This window comes from Pseudomonas rhizozeae, from assembly GCF_031583775.1.
Taxonomy (GTDB): domain Bacteria; phylum Pseudomonadota; class Gammaproteobacteria; order Pseudomonadales; family Pseudomonadaceae; genus Aquipseudomonas.
Genome location: NZ_JAVLSB010000018.1, coordinates 94,378 through 108,535, shown reverse-complemented (window position 1 = coordinate 108,535; position 14,158 = coordinate 94,378). Strand labels below are relative to the sequence as shown.

Here is a 14,158-nt window from a genome sequence, read left to right as displayed (position 1 = left end):
TACGACGCCTACGGCAACCTGATCCGCGAGCGTCGCGGCCGCGGGCACAGCCTCGTCACCGAATACCGCTACGACTGCCAGCACCGGCTGACCGGCGTCACCCTGCCGGACGGCAGCCAGGCGTCCTACGCCTACGACGCCTTTGGCCGACGCACCCGCAAGACCGTGGCCGACAGCACCACGGAATTTTTCTGGCAGGGTGAACAACTCGTCGCCGAACACAGCCGCGAGCACCACCGCAGTTACGTCTACGAACCCGGCAGCTTCCGCCCCCTGGCCCTGCTCGACGGCCACGGCCCGCAACAGGCCTGCCCGTTCTACTACCAACTCGACCACCTCGGCACGCCGCAGGAACTCACCGACTACAGCGGCGAAATCGTCTGGGCCGCGCAATACACCGCCCACGGCAAACTCACCCGCCTGACCCGCGACACCCACCAGATCCTCGATCAACCGCTGCGCTTCCAGGGCCAATACTTCGACGGCGAAACCGGCCTGCACTACAACCGCCACCGCTACTACAGCCCGGATCTGGGGCGCTACCTGACACCCGACCCGATCAAATTGGCGGGCGGGGTTAACGCGTATCGGTACGTGCCGAATCCGACGGGGTGGGTGGATCCGTTGGGGTTGAATACGTGTCCCGGTGGGCCGGGGTGTGAGCCTGCGGATGGGGTTGACGATCCAAGCACAAACACTGAAGTGGAAACCGCAGAGCCCGCCACCCCTGCACCAAGGCAGAAAAATACATATTTATATCGTGGTGATTCCCGCGAGCCATGGGAGATCTTTGACGCAGGCTTTGAACCACTAGGGGAAAGCACAGACTTGTATCTACACGCAAACGACAATCGCAGCCCGCCTAGCTATTTCGTCAGCAGCTCAACATCGTTTCATGAAGCAATAAAATTCGGCACTGGATTTGGACTTGAAGACGGATTTGTTTATGTATTAAAAAACATAGAAGGCATTGATGTAAATAAAGAGCTCGGATTGCTCTCACCCCATAGACGCGAGGTAGAAATTGCGTTCCCGGGTGGCATAAATGCAGAAGATATTGTGGGTGTGACGCCAGTGAGAGAAGACGGAACGCTTAAAGGGTACTCAATTCCCAATCCGAACAGGAAAAAACCATGAAACCGCTTGAAATATCTATCGTAATCAACGGGTTGATAGAGAAAGCCACTATCAGCATTAGTACGAAAGAAAATATAATGACATTCGAGATGGCAGATGGAACTAGGAAGTCTTATTTCACTGATGACTTTTTCCAAGGCCTCGGTGAATTGCGTGCTGACTTCCCGCATATTAAGTTTTTATGCAAAGGCTCAAAGTTAAATGTATATCCGTCCAGCATGGCTTCGCAGATGTCAAAAGGGTTGGTTGCATACGAAGTACAAATGGGCACTCCTGCAGATTCCGACAGGATCGTTCATACTTTCGATTATGAAGAAAAGGATATATGCGCGACCATTCAGGAACAAGGGGAATTCCGCAAACGGTGGATGGCATCATTAAATAAGTAAATAACTGACACCCCAGGCCACTGAACTTATCACTGGTGTTTCCGACAACCAAGCAGGAGGAGTTATTTGAAAATCCGCCGCATTTCGTCCCGCTGGAGATATAAACCGAACGTACCGATAGAACATTTTTTTGATGAATAACTTAAAATCATCAGCAGCTTACATTGTTGTTATAAACAATGGGATAGCGCAATTTCATATATCAAGAAATGCAGACGGGTTTTCGGATAAAATCAACGATAACTCGCGGATAAATGGTGGGGCATGCTAATGAACAGTCATGCAGCTATGGTTGTAGAAATCGACGATATTGTCGAGGAGGCAGTGATGCTCGAGGTCGGCAGCGCGCGATTTCAGGCATTCGCAAGTTATTGCCCATACGAGATTGAAATTGGAAAACTCTATTTGGTGGAATTTGACTTGGTATTGCCAGACTGCATTAATATTGAGCTCGCGGAAGATACGGAGGACAAAATAGAAATGATCGGATCGGGATTCAATTGTTTGATTATCGGCAAGCTACAAGGTTCAACTATAAAATCGATTGTTGATTTTCAAGATTTAGATGTTCATTATGAACGCCCCGACTTGAACGATAAACGTATAAAGCTTATAGCTGAAAGAGTAGACGTATCTTTTGGCGATAAATTGAGTTGACATTCGAAAAACCCAAAGAATTTCGAGATTTTTCGAAAGCACTTCACAGGACTGTCCCCTGCATTAGCGTCCCGATCGAGATACTATTAAAAATTTGGTCCGGCGGGATTTCTACCACTGGCAGCGAAGATGCAGAAGAAAGTGACAGTAATGAATGACGACTTATCCATTCTGATAAACGACTTTCTTAGTGAAGTGGAGCGAGCGGCTGAAGCACTTGAAAAAAAATTCGGCTCGCGCTGTGTATTGGGGCTCTGGAGGGGAAACCAAATAGAGCGTTGCGGGATACTTGATGACACCACCACATATGAATTGCATGGGGTTGGTTGCCTTGTCAGCTTCTCAAATATCAGCATCGATTTCGACTACGGACCGGGAGGAAGAACTGACTGTTTCGATATTTGGAGACTCTATAACTTTGCAATGGACCAACCGGAAAGGTATCGAAAGTATACTAACAAGCGAAATCTGGAGGCGGATTTTGTGCAATATATAAGTTTGAATATCATCCAGAAAGTATCTGCAGATGCAACCTTGTATAGTCTAAAAAATACGTAATACCTTTATACAAAGCCCGACGTAAAGCCGGGCTCGCATGTAACCCGTTTGTTTCTTCCTTGTAAAAGCCGACGGCACTTCGTCGGTTATTCACACCGGCCCCGACATCCCTCTAGGGATGTCGCCAATTACGCAACAAGGTACTTAACTAGAACAGGATATATCTACGCCTTAGAAGGATGCCTGATATGAATCTTGAGAGAGAGCTCGGGAAAATGTACAAACTTTAAGAAAGAACATGAGATAGTTTTTCGGAGTCAAATCGACAAATCTAAAATTCTTGGTGCTACCTTGGTAAGCCACGATGGTACAGAGTTTTGCTTCTACTTAACTAGCCAAATAGGGGCCCAAAACAATGTCAAAAGAGAGCTCTATAATTATCGTAATCAATGGATTAAGGCAAGAAGCGCAGCTCATATGTCAGCATCGCAGCATCACATTATCGTTACGAACCCAGGACGGTAAAATTAAAAGCTATGCCGGGGCTAACTTTTTCAAATGTTTTGGAAACATGAGAAAAGACAACCCAGACATAATATTCATGTGTAAAGGTGCCAAAAAAAATGTGCACCCATCGAGTATGTCAGCCCAAATGAGCCTCGGTCTTAAAGCATATGAACTTACACTTGGAAAAGAACCGTTGACCAGCGATGTAGTTCATATATTCGACTTTGAAGATCATGATTTGACCAACGACCCACAGGTACAAATAAATTTTTATCACAAGTGGATTGAATTCAATGGATAGATGAACCAAAGACGAAGATCGTCAATAATGAAAAGCCTTGTCAGACAAGGCTTTTCAGTCCACATCACTTAGTAGAATCCTCTTCCCACGAACTCCACGTTCCGCTCGAGCTATTTACCGAACTCGATCCGGCGGAACTGCCACCGCTGGTAGAGGAACTGCCAGTACTTGGGCTAATAGTGCCGCTTTTCGAAGGGTGTACCGCATTGCCCCTCGGAATTCTGCCCATCGGCAAGGCGTTACCGTTGGCGGAATCGGCGTTCGGTTATGTGGAAGGAGAAGACCGACACGCTATGAAACCTATAGAAATAGCGATAACAAGTAAAAGATGTAGTTGATTCCTCAACTCCCGCACTCTTAGTCACGCCAGAGCCAATTCACAAACTCGATGATTATGAAGATGAAATAGCCATTCCAGAACGGATTGATAAGGAACACATCATTGGGGTAACACCTGTAAAAGCCGATGGCACCTGCGTCGGTTAGTCAATACCGAACCCTAATAGGGGAAACAACCAATGTTCGTGACCACTGTTCACATAATGATCGACAACAAACTGGAAGAGGCGGAATTTTTGGTCGAGCGATACCCTTCAAAAATCCATATGACGTTGCCTGATGGATGGAAAAAATCTTTTGAAGGGGCTGATCTTTACGACTGCCTCGGGCAGATCCTTCTAGCAAGACCAAATATAAATTTTTTGTGTAAAGGCGCGAGAAGAGACGTACGACCGTCTAGTATGTCGTCCCAAATGTCCTCAGGATTAGTTGCGTACCAGCATCGTCTGGGGGTGCGAGCGTCACGGAATGACATCGTGAGGATTTTCGACTACGACGACACTGATATCGTGAATGCCCCTAAAGTACAGGAAGATTTTTTTATCGCTGGCTGTCGTCGCTGAAGAGTACTTAATGCTGAAAAAGCCCGGCGCTAGCCGGGCTAATAAAACGTTACTTAGTAGAATCCTCTTCCCCCGCACTCCCTGTCCCGCTCGAACTACTTCCCGAACTCGAACCGGCGGAGCTACTTCCACTGGTTGAGGAACTGCCAGTGCCCGGGCTGGTAGTACCGCTTTTGGAAGCATCCGCTGCGTTACCCTTCGGAATGCTCCCCGGCGGCAAGGCGTTGCCATTGGCGGAGTCGGCGTTCATTTCAGTGGAAGGTGGCACGCCGCCCTTGTTGACCGGGGCGCCTTCGGATTGTGCATAGGTGGGCAGACTACCGAATGACAAGAAGCCGGCCACCGTCAGTGCGGTAAAAATTGACCTGTTCATGGTGCATCTCCTGTTAAGGGTGCTTACCTGACGTCTGGCAATAATCGCGCTGGCCGGTGCCCACAAATCGACGAGCGGTGCCGGTCAGGTAGTCTCGCCGGTGACGGCTCCGCCGACCGGATTTGCATCGTCATGCACACCTTCCACATCACCGCGCTCCGTATTATCGGAAGGCAATTGCTCGACGCCGACGTCGTCATCGTCCGGGGGACGCCGGTCGCGGCTCAGTGAATCAGTGGGCGACGGCAGCGGGTATTCGGGAGTGTCATCGGCGTCGATGGAGCCAGGCTGAGTGTTCATAAACACCTCAAGACCATTTACTGGTCGTCTTCGTATTCATCTTCTTCGTCGAACTCAATCATCCCAACGTCGCCGGCATCGTCGGAGTCGTTGAGCGGGACTGTTGCGTCATCCATCACTGAGCCTGGGTCTTCGTTGCCTGGATCATTGATGAACGGCAAGCCGCTTGGGCCTTTCTCTTCCTTGCCTTCGGTTTCCGGAGTCATGGCGTGCCTCGCTTATTGGGAATGTATAAATTGGAGGCGAGGGAAAACCAAACGTTCATAAACAAAGAAGCCCGGCACAGGACCGGGCTTCTTCAGTTGCGGCTAGATCAGTGACGTTTGTGCTTGGACTTCGACAGATTGTTGCCGACCGCACCGCCTGCCGCACCACCGAGGCCGGCACCGATGGTGGAACCGGTTTTGCCACCCAGGCTGTTACCGATCACCGAACCGCCCGCCGCGCCGACGCCACCACCGATGGCCGCTTTGGTGCGGCTGCCTTTACCAGCGGCCAATGCACCACCCGCTGCGCCAGCCAGGCCTGCGCCCACTGCTGCGCCGGTGCTGCCGCCCATCTGCTGGCCGACCACATTGCCCAGCGCGCCGCCCAAACCGCCACCCAGCGCGGCGGTGCCATCACCAGCCGAAGCACCTTGAGCGACCAAAAGGCCCAGAACGAGAGCAGGCAGAGTTAAACGCATGACAAAAACCTCAATGAGTGGGTGCCGTAAACCGCGGATTAGATGCTGAGCACCAGGAAATGTCCAGCCAGCCATCGGCGCAACCTCGCTGATGGCGACGGTTGGACAGTATTTGTGCGAAGAGTTTTATCACAGGCAAAAAAAAGCCCGCTGGGGAAACGGGCAGGGTGTTGCTTTCTAACGGATGAGCTGAGACTACGGGCCGGGGTGTGAAAACTTTGTGAAGAAAACCCAAACGAATTGTGTAATGCAGAAGTGGACGTTAAAAACCGAGCATTCAAATCCCGCCCAGAAAAAGGCCCCGTGAATTACGGGGCCTGATTTTGTGGGTTCGTTATTTACGCGACGGTGCCGGCACCCTGGGCAGGAACTTCGCCCTCTCCCCTCTCACCACCGTAGCGGCTCGAACCTTGCGAGGCTGGTTGTCGGTCTCACCGAAACCAGCGACATACTCGGTCTGGCCGCATTGCACGCAATTGTTGATCGGAAATTCTGCGCCATCATCCTCAATGTATGGATTTGCCATGTACTAGCCCCCCTGAGTTCCGGTCGACATCGGCAAGCACGGGCTTGTCTTGAAATATCGACCTCAAGCTTTCTAGACTAGCCAGTCATGCCTGGACTGCGCATTCAGGCGATCTACTCCCGACGAACGGAAGCGGTACCAATCCCCTATCCGAGCTTGACCGCCGTCCCGGTGACGAATACCACCACCATCCCGCCCTTGCCAGCAGGCATGCTGATTTCGAAATCCAGCCCGACCACCGCGTCGGCCTGCAACGCCGCTGCTCTTTCCTTGATTTCATCCGTCGCCTGAATGCGCGCTTCCTTCAATGCCCGCTCCAGTGTTTGCGAGCGCCCGCCGAAAAAGTCCCGCATACCGGCGAACATGTCACGGATGACATTAATCCCTTGCACGGATTCAGCGCTGACGATGTCGAGGTAAGCGATAATCTGCCGACCTTCAATCGTGGGCGTCGTGGAAATGATCATGGCGGCGTCCTTGTTAAAGAAAAGAATCGAAGTCTACTGCACCGCTGACCTCAAGCGTGTGTCCGGCAATCGTGGGTTGGCTGACCGCTGGCCCGGCAAAAAATGGGCGACCTACAGGACGCCCTTCCGGAAACTAAATGGGCTGGTGATCGGGCATCTCCCTTCAGAACGCACCGAATAACCAGCCGACGACGCAATACCGGTCAAGGCAGAAGCAGCTTCATCAACACCGCCGTCACGGTGGAAACCGTGCCAATGAACCCCAGCGCGATGCCGACCGGATACCAGAACGTTTCACGCGTCATCTTCCCCGTCTCGGCGTTCAGCTTGCGCTGCTCGGCGATCAACTTAGCGATTTCCACGTGAACCTTTTCCAATTCGGACTGCTGCATGCTGTGCTCCTGCATAACGATTCCTTTCAATTGCGGGTCGCGTCCATGTTTGACCCAGTGCCGCCATTCTCACTGCGAAAACCGCGCTTGAACAGCTCACTGCGAAAGTCTCGACAAACCATCCGGCAAGCTGGAAGCCCCATAAAGCGGGGCTCTCCGCCCTTTCCGATAACTGCCGGTCACGCGTCCTACAACCCTTTCAGAAGCACCTGAGGCTGAAACCTTCCGCAGCCTACGAAACAACTTTGACGTGAAACAAACACTGACAATTAGCCAATGACCGCTCGTCCGCTGCCCAGCACCTTCGTCTGCACCACTCTTCAAATGCAGTACATCCACTCGCAAGGAAGACTCAAATGAAGCACAACAAAATTGCTGCGCTCACACTCGCCGGCGTGTTGTCGACCTGTTCGGTTCTGGCAGTGGCGGCGGAAAAAACCACGGAAGGCTCCGCCCTTCCACCGGGCACCGCTCAACCCCAAAGCAATGAAGGCAATGGTGTAGGGACGGGCACTGACGGCGGCACATCGACCAAAGGTATTGATGGCACGACGGGCTCCGCCTCGAATGGCGCCGACGCTGGCACCACCGACAATGGCCCTGCCCCGGCTGGCGGCTCGAAAGGTGGTGGCGAAGGCAAGGGTGGTACCGGATCGGGCAGTTGAACCGCGATGTGACCAGCCCGATGCTATCGCCGGGCTTTTCATTTGCAGTGACAGGCTGGAGTGTTCAACAAGGATTTCTGAACGCCAGAAACCACAAAACCCCTGACTTCTTTCGAAATCAGGGGTTTTGTTTATATCGAATTTGGCGGTGAAGGAGAGATTCGAACTCTCGATACAATTTCTTGTATACACACTTTCCAGGCGTGCTCCTTAAGCCACTCGGACACTTCACCGTATCTCGTCAAATATGTTCCGTCTGTCGAGGCGCGCTAATGTAGTCGAAACCTTTTCCGATGGCAAAGCTTTTTTTCAGAATATTCATGCGTTTAGGACGGTTGGCAGCGTGTTGCTGGATGGACCATGGCAAACCGGCCAATCTCCGGCTTCGGGCTGGCTTCTATAAAGGTGTCGCGGACGCGTTGGCTAAGCTTGCCGGGCGGCGTGCGGCTGACTGGTGAGTCAGTCACGACGCTTTACCTGGCCGTCAGCGGTGGGTAACGTCTGCCCCACTTTCATACAAGGAATAGCGTCATGAGTGAGTTGATTGCCTACCACCTCGAAGACGGTATCGCGACCCTGACCCTGAGCAACGGCAAGGTCAACGCCATCTCGCCGGACGTGATCACGGCGTTTAACGCGGCGCTTGACCAGGCGGCAGCCGACCGGGCGATTGTGATCATTACCGGCACTCCGGGCATGCTCTCTGGGGGTTACGATCTGAAGGTCATGACCGCCGGCCCTAAGGAAGCGGTGAGTCTGGTAACTGCGGGTTCGACCCTGGCCCGTCGCCTGCTGTCGCATCCATTCCCGGTGATTGTTGCGTGCCCTGGGCACGCGGTGGCCAAAGGCGCGTTTATCCTGTTGTCGGCGGATTACCGCATTGGTGTCGATGGGCCGTTCAGCATTGGCCTGAACGAAGTGCAGATCGGCATGACCATGCACCACGCGGGCATCGAACTGGCCCGGGATCGCCTGCGTCGCTCGGCCTTTCACCGCTCGGTAATCAACGGCGAAATGTTTAATCCACAGACCGCAGTGGACGCTGGTTTCCTCGACAAAGTGGTTGCCGCCGAGGAGCTGCAAGGCGCGGCACTGGAAGCGGCACGCCAGTTGAAGAAGATCAACATGACTGCGCACAAAAACACCAAGCTAAAGGTGCGCAAAGCGCTGCTCGACGCCTTGGATAACGCAATCATCCTGGATCAGGAATATAAGGGCTGAGTTTTCCTACAGCCTTTACTGAAGAGCCCGACCCCGAGTCGGGCTTTTTCATGGGCGAAAAGTTTACCTGCCTGCGACCGCTCTAGCTCGCATCTGACGGATAAGCCGGAAACATGCGCTTAAACATCGGCCATCTCCGGTCATGGGTCGGGCAATTGCTGAAAACAGTGCACATCCGTACACTGCGCCACCTTTTGTCCCAGTGGGGCCTGCCGATGCTGTATGTGCTGCGTATGTTATTGATGGGCCTGCATTTTATGGTCGCGGGCATACTGGGCGTGTTGCTCGGTCTGTGCCGGCCGTTCAATCCCGACAACAGTCGCTTGTGCGCGCGCCTGTATGCGCTGCCGGCGATGTGCATTCTGCGCTTGCGAGTCAAGACTGATGTCGGCCCGTTGATAAACAAGCCGGCCAGTTGCGTGATCGTCGCCAACCATCAATCCAACTATGACCTGTTCGTGTTCGGCAACGTGGTGCCCCACCGCACCGTGTGCATCGGCAAGAAAAGCCTGAAATGGGTGCCGCTGTTTGGCCAATTGTTCTGGCTGGCCGGCAATGTGTTGATCGATCGCGGCAATGCGCACAAGGCGCGGCAGTCGATGCTGACCACCACCCACACGCTACAGAACGAGGACACCTCGATCTGGGTGTTCCCTGAAGGCACGCGCAATCTGGGCGAGGATCTACTGCCGTTCAAGAAAGGCGCGTTCCAGATGGCGATTGCCGCGGGCGTGCCGATCGTGCCGGTGTGTGTCAGCAGTTACGTAAAAACCATGCGATTGAACCGCTGGCGGAGTGGGAAAATTCTGATCCGTTCGTTGCCGGCCATCCCGACGGCGGGCATGAGCCTGGAGGACATGCCGATGCTGATCGCCCAGTGCCGTGAGCAGATGCGCGAATGCATCGAGTCAATGGACCGACAACTGCAAACCGCGTAAGAAAAAACCCGCCCCGCGCGGGTTTCTTTTTGCCGGCGAACTCCTGAGATTTCACTGACTCTCAAGCATTGGGCGAGCTAAGCTGCACGCTGCCTGCCACTGCCATCTGCTGATAAGAAGTGAACCACCATCATGGGTAGAGTCGTTGCTGCTGCGGTTTACAGCGCCGGTAAGAAAATCACCAACATCACCCTCGACGAAGGCGCTGACTGGGCGGCCAAGCCCGGACATTTTGTCTGGATCGGCCTCGAAGAGCCGAACGCCCAGGAACTGGCCAACTTGCAACGCCAATTCAACCTGCATGAACTGGCTATCGAAGATGCCTTGGAAAAACACAGCCGCCCGAAGCTGGAAACCTTTGGCGACGCTTTGTTTATCGTCACCTATTCCCCGGTGCGCGAGAACGGCCAACTGGAGTTCATCGAAACCCACATCTTTGCCGGCAACGGCTACATCATTACCGCCCGCAATGGCCACTCGGCGTCCTACGCCCACGTTCGCCAACGCTGTGAGGCGCGTCCGCTATTGCTGGAGCATGGGGAAGATTTCGTCCTTTATGCGCTGCTGGATTTCGTTATTGAAAACTATCAACCAGTCGGCGAAGCCATTCACGCAGAGATCGATGAGCTGGAGCGCAATGTGTTGTGCAGCGAACTCAGCGAGCGCGACATTCAGCGGTTGCACGGCTTGCGGCGTGACGTGCTGCGCCTGCGGCGATACGCGGCGCCGATGGTGGAAATCAGTGAGGAGCTGCAGAAACTGAGCTTTCCGTTTATCGACAAGAACATGCGCCCGTACTTTCGCGACGTGCAGATTCACGTTACACGGCAGATGGAAGACCTGTCGACGCTGCGCGATATCGCCAGCCAGACGATTAAGATCGGCGTTCTGCTGGAAGCCGCGCGGCAGAGTGTGGTGCAGCGCAAGTTCGCGGCATGGGCGGCGATCCTGGCGTTCCCTACGGCGGTGGCGGGGATTTACGGGATGAATTTCCAGAACATGCCCGAATTGACCTGGCATTACGGCTATTTTGCGGTGCTGGCATTTATCGGCGTGGGGTGTACGGCGTTGTGGGTGAGTTTCAAGCGGTCGGGGTGGTTGTGAGCCTGGTGATAATTCCTTAAGACCGAGCCAACAGCATTCGCCAGCAGGCTCGCTCCCACAGGGAAAAGTTTTCGAATGTGGGAGCAAGCCTGCTCGCGAAGCCTTTAGACAGCGTTAGCCTCAGGCTTATGCGCCACGAAGCGCATCATCCATTCGGCGACGGTGGTGCCGTGGTGATCGTGCTCGAGGCTGGCCACGCCTTGCTGGTAAATCTGCTCGCCGAGGAATTCATGACGAATGTCGAGCAGCGCCCGGGAGTAGTCGTGGATAAATTCAGGATGGCCCTGGAAGCACAGCACTTGGTCATTGATGTGGTAAGCGGCGAACGGGCAGAAATCACTGGAAGCGATCACCGTGGCGTTTTCCGGTAACGCCGTGACCTGATCCTGGTGGCTGATCAACAAGGTCAGTTCTTCACGCACCGGGCTCATCCATGGCGCCTTCGCGGCCATTTTGTAATTATGGATGCCGACGCCCCAGCCCTGGGTCGCGCGCTCGCTCTTGCCGCCTAGCAGCAGCGCCAGCAATTGATGGCCGAAGCACACGCCCAACAATTTGTCGCCACGTTCGTAACGGGTCAGCAGGTAGGCCCGGAGTGTTTCGATCCACGGGTCGGTGCCGAAAGAGTCGGCTTTGCTGCCGGTGATCAGGTACGCATCAAAGGCCAGGTCATCACTGGGGTATTCCCCCTGCACCACGTTGTAAACGGTGAACTCGGCCGCGATGGGTTGCTGCGAGAACAGGCGCTGGAACATCTTCCCGTAGCCCTGGTATTGATCTACCAGTTCCGGCCGCAGGTTGTCGGTTTCCAGAATGCAGATGCGTAACGACATAAAAAATACCTGACACGATGATGGGAATATTGCACACCCCAGAGCCTGCCTCGAAACACGGTGGCAAGGCAAGCCCCGGAATGCGCCCAGCATCGTTTAGAAGCGTTCACCTCGCGCTGCTTTTTCCAACAGCAAGGCCGGCGGTGCAAAGCGTTCGCCATATTGTTGCGCCAGGTACTGCGCGCGGGCCACGAAATCCTGCACACCGTACTGGTTGATAAACTGCAGCGCGCCGCCGCTCCAGGCCGCGAAGCCGATGCCGAAGATCGAACCGACGTTGGCATCCGCCCTAGACGTCAGCACACCCTCCTCCACGCAGCGCACGGTTTCGATGGCTTGCACGAACAACAGTCGATCACGCACATCCTGGGCGGAAATCTGCCCGTCCGCTTTCTCGAAGCGGTTTTTCAGCTCCGGCCACAGATGTTTCTGCCCACCGGCCGGATACTCGTAGAAACCGCCCCCCGCCGCCTTGCCTGGCCGCTTGTATTCGTTGAGCAACAAGTCAATCACGCTGAAGGCCGGGTGCTCAATCAGAGGTTTCCCTTCTGCTTGCAAGTCTTTCGCCGTTTGCTGACGGATATGGCTCATCAGGCTGAGGGAAACTTCGTCAGAGATCGCCAGCGGCCCGACCGGCATCCCGGCCTTGCGCGCTTCGGTCTCGATCATCGGCGCGCTCACTCCTTCGCCGAGCATGGCAATGCCTTCGTTGGTGAAGGTGCCGAACACCCGCGAAGTGAAGAAACCGCGACTGTCGTTGACCACGATCGGAGTTTTCTTGATTTGCAGCACGAAATCGAACCCTCGGGCGAGTGATTCGTCGCTGGTCTGCGCACCCTTTATGATTTCCACCAAGGGCATTTTTTCCACAGGACTGAAGAAATGCAGGCCGATGAACTTGCTCTGGTCCGGCACAGCCGTGGCCAGCCCGCTGATGGGCAGGGTCGAGGTGTTGGAGGCAATCAGCGTATCGTTCCCGACCACCGCTTGCGCTGCCGCCGAGACTTTGGCCTTGAGTTCACGGTCTTCGAATACCGCTTCGATGATCAGGTCGCAACCGGCCAGGTCGCGGTCGGATTCAGTGGTGACGATGCGCGCCAGGGTCGCCTCGCGCTGTTCTTCGGTCATTTGCCCACGGCTGACTTTTTTGTCCAGCAGCGCCGCGGAGTGCGCCTTGCCTTTCTCCGCTGCGGCAAGGTTGACGTCCTTGAGCACCACGTCGATCCCGGCCGAGGCACTGACGAAGGCAATGCCCGCGCCCATCATGCCGGCACCGAGCACCCCGACTTTTTTCGTCACATAGGGTGCAAACCCCGCAGGTCGTGAGCCGCCGGCGTTGATCTCGTTGAGCTGGAACCAGAAGGTGCCGATCATGTTCTTGGCCACTTGGCCGGTGGTCAGTTCGGTGAAATAACGGGTTTCGATCAGGTGGGCGGTGTCGAAATCCACCTGCGCGCCCTCCACCGCTGCGCAAAGGATTTTCTCCGGTGCAGGGAAGCAACCCTGGGTTTTGCTGCGCAGGATCGACGGGGCAATGGCGAGCATCTGTGCAACTTTCGGATTCGACGGAAGGCCGCCGGGAATCTGGTAACCCTTGACGTCCCAGCGCTGCACCGGCGCCGGATTGGCCAGAATCCAGGCGCGCGCCTTGGCCAGCAAGTCGTCGCGATCGGTCGCCAGTTCGTCAATCAGCCCGGCCTGCAAGGCCTGTTGTGGACGGACTTTTTTGCCTTCGAGCAGATACGGCAAGGCTTTTTCCAGGCCGAGCATGCGCACGGTACGCACCACCCCGCCGCCGCCCGGCAACAGGCCGAGGGTGACTTCCGGCAAGCCGATCTGTACGGCCGGGCTGTCCAGCGCCACGCGATGATGGCAGGCCAGGCAAATTTCCCAACCACCACCCAGGGCCGCGCCATTGATGGCGGCGACGACCGGTTTGCCAAGGGTTTCCAGGGCGCGCAGTTGGCTCTTGAGACTCAGCACCATGTCGTAGAAGGCTTTGGCTTCAGGCTTGCCAACCTTGATCAGTTCATTGAGGTCGCCGCCGGCGAAGAAGGTTTTCTTGCCCGAGGTGATGATCACGCCGGCGATCTCGTCTTTCTCGGCCACCAGGCGTGCGACGCAACCAGCCATGGCCTCGCGGTACACAGCGTTCATGGTGTTTGCACTCTGGCCCGGCATATCGATGGTCAAGACCACGATCCGGTCCAGGCCTTTTTCGTAACGAATGGCTTCGCTCATATCGGTAATCCTTAAGAAGACG

Annotated in this window: 18 protein-coding genes and 1 tRNA gene; 10 read left to right on the top strand and 9 right to left on the bottom strand. The window is 54.8% G+C overall.

Annotated features, from left to right (window positions below; translation table 11 throughout):
* The 5 genes from RG836_RS03620 to RG836_RS03600 all read left to right on the top strand — a co-directional run.
* On the top strand, window positions 1-1,137 hold a 1,137-nt coding region (locus RG836_RS03620; protein WP_310843273.1), incomplete at its 5' end, for an RHS repeat-associated core domain-containing protein.
* Window positions 1,134-1,526, top strand: coding sequence for a hypothetical protein (locus RG836_RS03615; protein WP_310843272.1), 393 nt, complete (start codon window positions 1,134-1,136; stop codon window positions 1,524-1,526). The genes RG836_RS03620 and RG836_RS03615, both read left to right, overlap by 4 nt.
* 270 nt (window positions 1,527-1,796) lie before the next feature.
* Window positions 1,797-2,183 carry a hypothetical protein gene (locus tag RG836_RS03610; RefSeq protein ID WP_310843271.1) on the top strand — a complete coding sequence of 129 codons (387 nt, stop codon included), beginning with the start codon at window positions 1,797-1,799 and terminating at the stop codon, window positions 2,181-2,183.
* Window positions 2,184-2,333: 150 nt separating this feature from the next.
* Complete coding sequence (locus tag RG836_RS03605) at window positions 2,334-2,741, top strand: DUF6896 domain-containing protein (RefSeq protein ID WP_310843270.1); 408 nt, start codon at window positions 2,334-2,336, stop codon at window positions 2,739-2,741.
* Window positions 2,742-4,007: 1,266 nt separating this feature from the next.
* Window positions 4,008-4,391 carry a hypothetical protein gene (locus RG836_RS03600; protein WP_310843268.1) on the top strand — a complete coding sequence of 128 codons (384 nt, stop codon included), beginning with the start codon at window positions 4,008-4,010 and terminating at the stop codon, window positions 4,389-4,391.
* 457 nt (window positions 4,392-4,848) lie between these two features.
* On the opposite strand, the gene RG836_RS03595 is transcribed toward RG836_RS03600, so the two are convergent.
* The 5 genes from RG836_RS03595 to RG836_RS03575 form a co-directional block, all read right to left on the bottom strand.
* The gene (locus RG836_RS03595; RefSeq protein WP_310843265.1) at window positions 4,849-5,064 is read right to left on the bottom strand and encodes a hypothetical protein; all 216 of its coding nucleotides are present in this window, start codon (window positions 5,062-5,064) and stop codon (window positions 4,849-4,851) included.
* 17 nt (window positions 5,065-5,081) lie between these two features.
* Complete coding sequence (locus tag RG836_RS03590) at window positions 5,082-5,270, bottom strand: hypothetical protein (protein WP_310843264.1); 189 nt, start codon at window positions 5,268-5,270, stop codon at window positions 5,082-5,084.
* 107 nt (window positions 5,271-5,377) lie between these two features.
* On the bottom strand, window positions 5,378-5,749 hold the full coding sequence (locus RG836_RS03585) for a glycine zipper domain-containing protein (RefSeq protein WP_310843263.1): 372 nt from the start codon (window positions 5,747-5,749) through the stop codon (window positions 5,378-5,380).
* Window positions 5,750-6,083: 334 nt separating this feature from the next.
* On the bottom strand, window positions 6,084-6,275 hold the full coding sequence (locus RG836_RS03580) for a hypothetical protein (protein ID WP_310843260.1): 192 nt from the start codon (window positions 6,273-6,275) through the stop codon (window positions 6,084-6,086).
* A 146-nt stretch (window positions 6,276-6,421) separates the two neighbouring features.
* The gene (locus tag RG836_RS03575) at window positions 6,422-6,742 is read right to left on the bottom strand and encodes a YbjQ family protein (RefSeq protein ID WP_310843259.1); all 321 of its coding nucleotides are present in this window, start codon (window positions 6,740-6,742) and stop codon (window positions 6,422-6,424) included.
* On the opposite strand from RG836_RS03575, the gene RG836_RS03570 reads away from it, so the two are divergent.
* Window positions 6,741-6,923 carry a hypothetical protein gene (locus tag RG836_RS03570; RefSeq protein ID WP_310843257.1) on the top strand — a complete coding sequence of 61 codons (183 nt, stop codon included), beginning with the start codon at window positions 6,741-6,743 and terminating at the stop codon, window positions 6,921-6,923. The genes RG836_RS03575 and RG836_RS03570 overlap by 2 nt on opposite strands.
* Window positions 6,924-6,945: 22 nt before the next feature.
* Here the strand turns inward: RG836_RS03570 and RG836_RS03565 are convergent, their stop codons facing one another.
* Window positions 6,946-7,134 (bottom strand): hypothetical protein, encoded by a 189-nt coding sequence (locus tag RG836_RS03565; RefSeq protein WP_310843256.1) that lies wholly within the window; start codon window positions 7,132-7,134, stop codon window positions 6,946-6,948.
* 356 nt (window positions 7,135-7,490) lie between these two features.
* Here RG836_RS03565 and RG836_RS03560 point away from each other — a divergent pair, with 356 nt between their 5' ends.
* A complete protein-coding gene (locus tag RG836_RS03560) occupies window positions 7,491-7,799 on the top strand; it encodes a hypothetical protein (RefSeq protein ID WP_310843255.1) in 309 nt (102 codons plus the stop codon).
* 143 nt (window positions 7,800-7,942) lie between these two features.
* Here RG836_RS03560 and RG836_RS03555 read toward each other — a convergent pair.
* Window positions 7,943-8,032, bottom strand: a tRNA-Ser gene (locus tag RG836_RS03555).
* 298 nt (window positions 8,033-8,330) lie between these two features.
* Between RG836_RS03555 and RG836_RS03550 the strand changes: the two genes are divergently transcribed.
* The 3 genes from RG836_RS03550 (at window position 8,331) to RG836_RS03540 (ending at window position 11,062) form a co-directional block, all read left to right on the top strand.
* Window positions 8,331-9,020 (top strand): crotonase/enoyl-CoA hydratase family protein, encoded by a 690-nt coding sequence (locus tag RG836_RS03550; RefSeq protein ID WP_310843254.1) that lies wholly within the window; start codon window positions 8,331-8,333, stop codon window positions 9,018-9,020.
* Between the two features lie 215 nt (window positions 9,021-9,235).
* Window positions 9,236-9,958, top strand: a complete 723-nt coding sequence (locus RG836_RS03545; RefSeq protein ID WP_310843275.1) for a lysophospholipid acyltransferase family protein — start codon at window positions 9,236-9,238, stop codon at window positions 9,956-9,958.
* A 132-nt stretch (window positions 9,959-10,090) separates the two neighbouring features.
* Complete coding sequence (locus tag RG836_RS03540; RefSeq protein ID WP_310843252.1) at window positions 10,091-11,062, top strand: magnesium and cobalt transport protein CorA; 972 nt, start codon at window positions 10,091-10,093, stop codon at window positions 11,060-11,062.
* Window positions 11,063-11,166: 104 nt separating this feature from the next.
* Here the strand turns inward: RG836_RS03540 and RG836_RS03535 are convergent, their stop codons facing one another.
* On the bottom strand, window positions 11,167-11,895 hold the full coding sequence (locus RG836_RS03535) for an amidotransferase (protein ID WP_310843251.1): 729 nt from the start codon (window positions 11,893-11,895) through the stop codon (window positions 11,167-11,169).
* A 96-nt stretch (window positions 11,896-11,991) separates the two neighbouring features.
* A complete protein-coding gene (locus tag RG836_RS03530) occupies window positions 11,992-14,136 on the bottom strand; it encodes a 3-hydroxyacyl-CoA dehydrogenase NAD-binding domain-containing protein (RefSeq protein WP_310843250.1) in 2,145 nt (714 codons plus the stop codon).
* Between the last annotated feature and the right edge of the window lie 22 nt (window positions 14,137-14,158).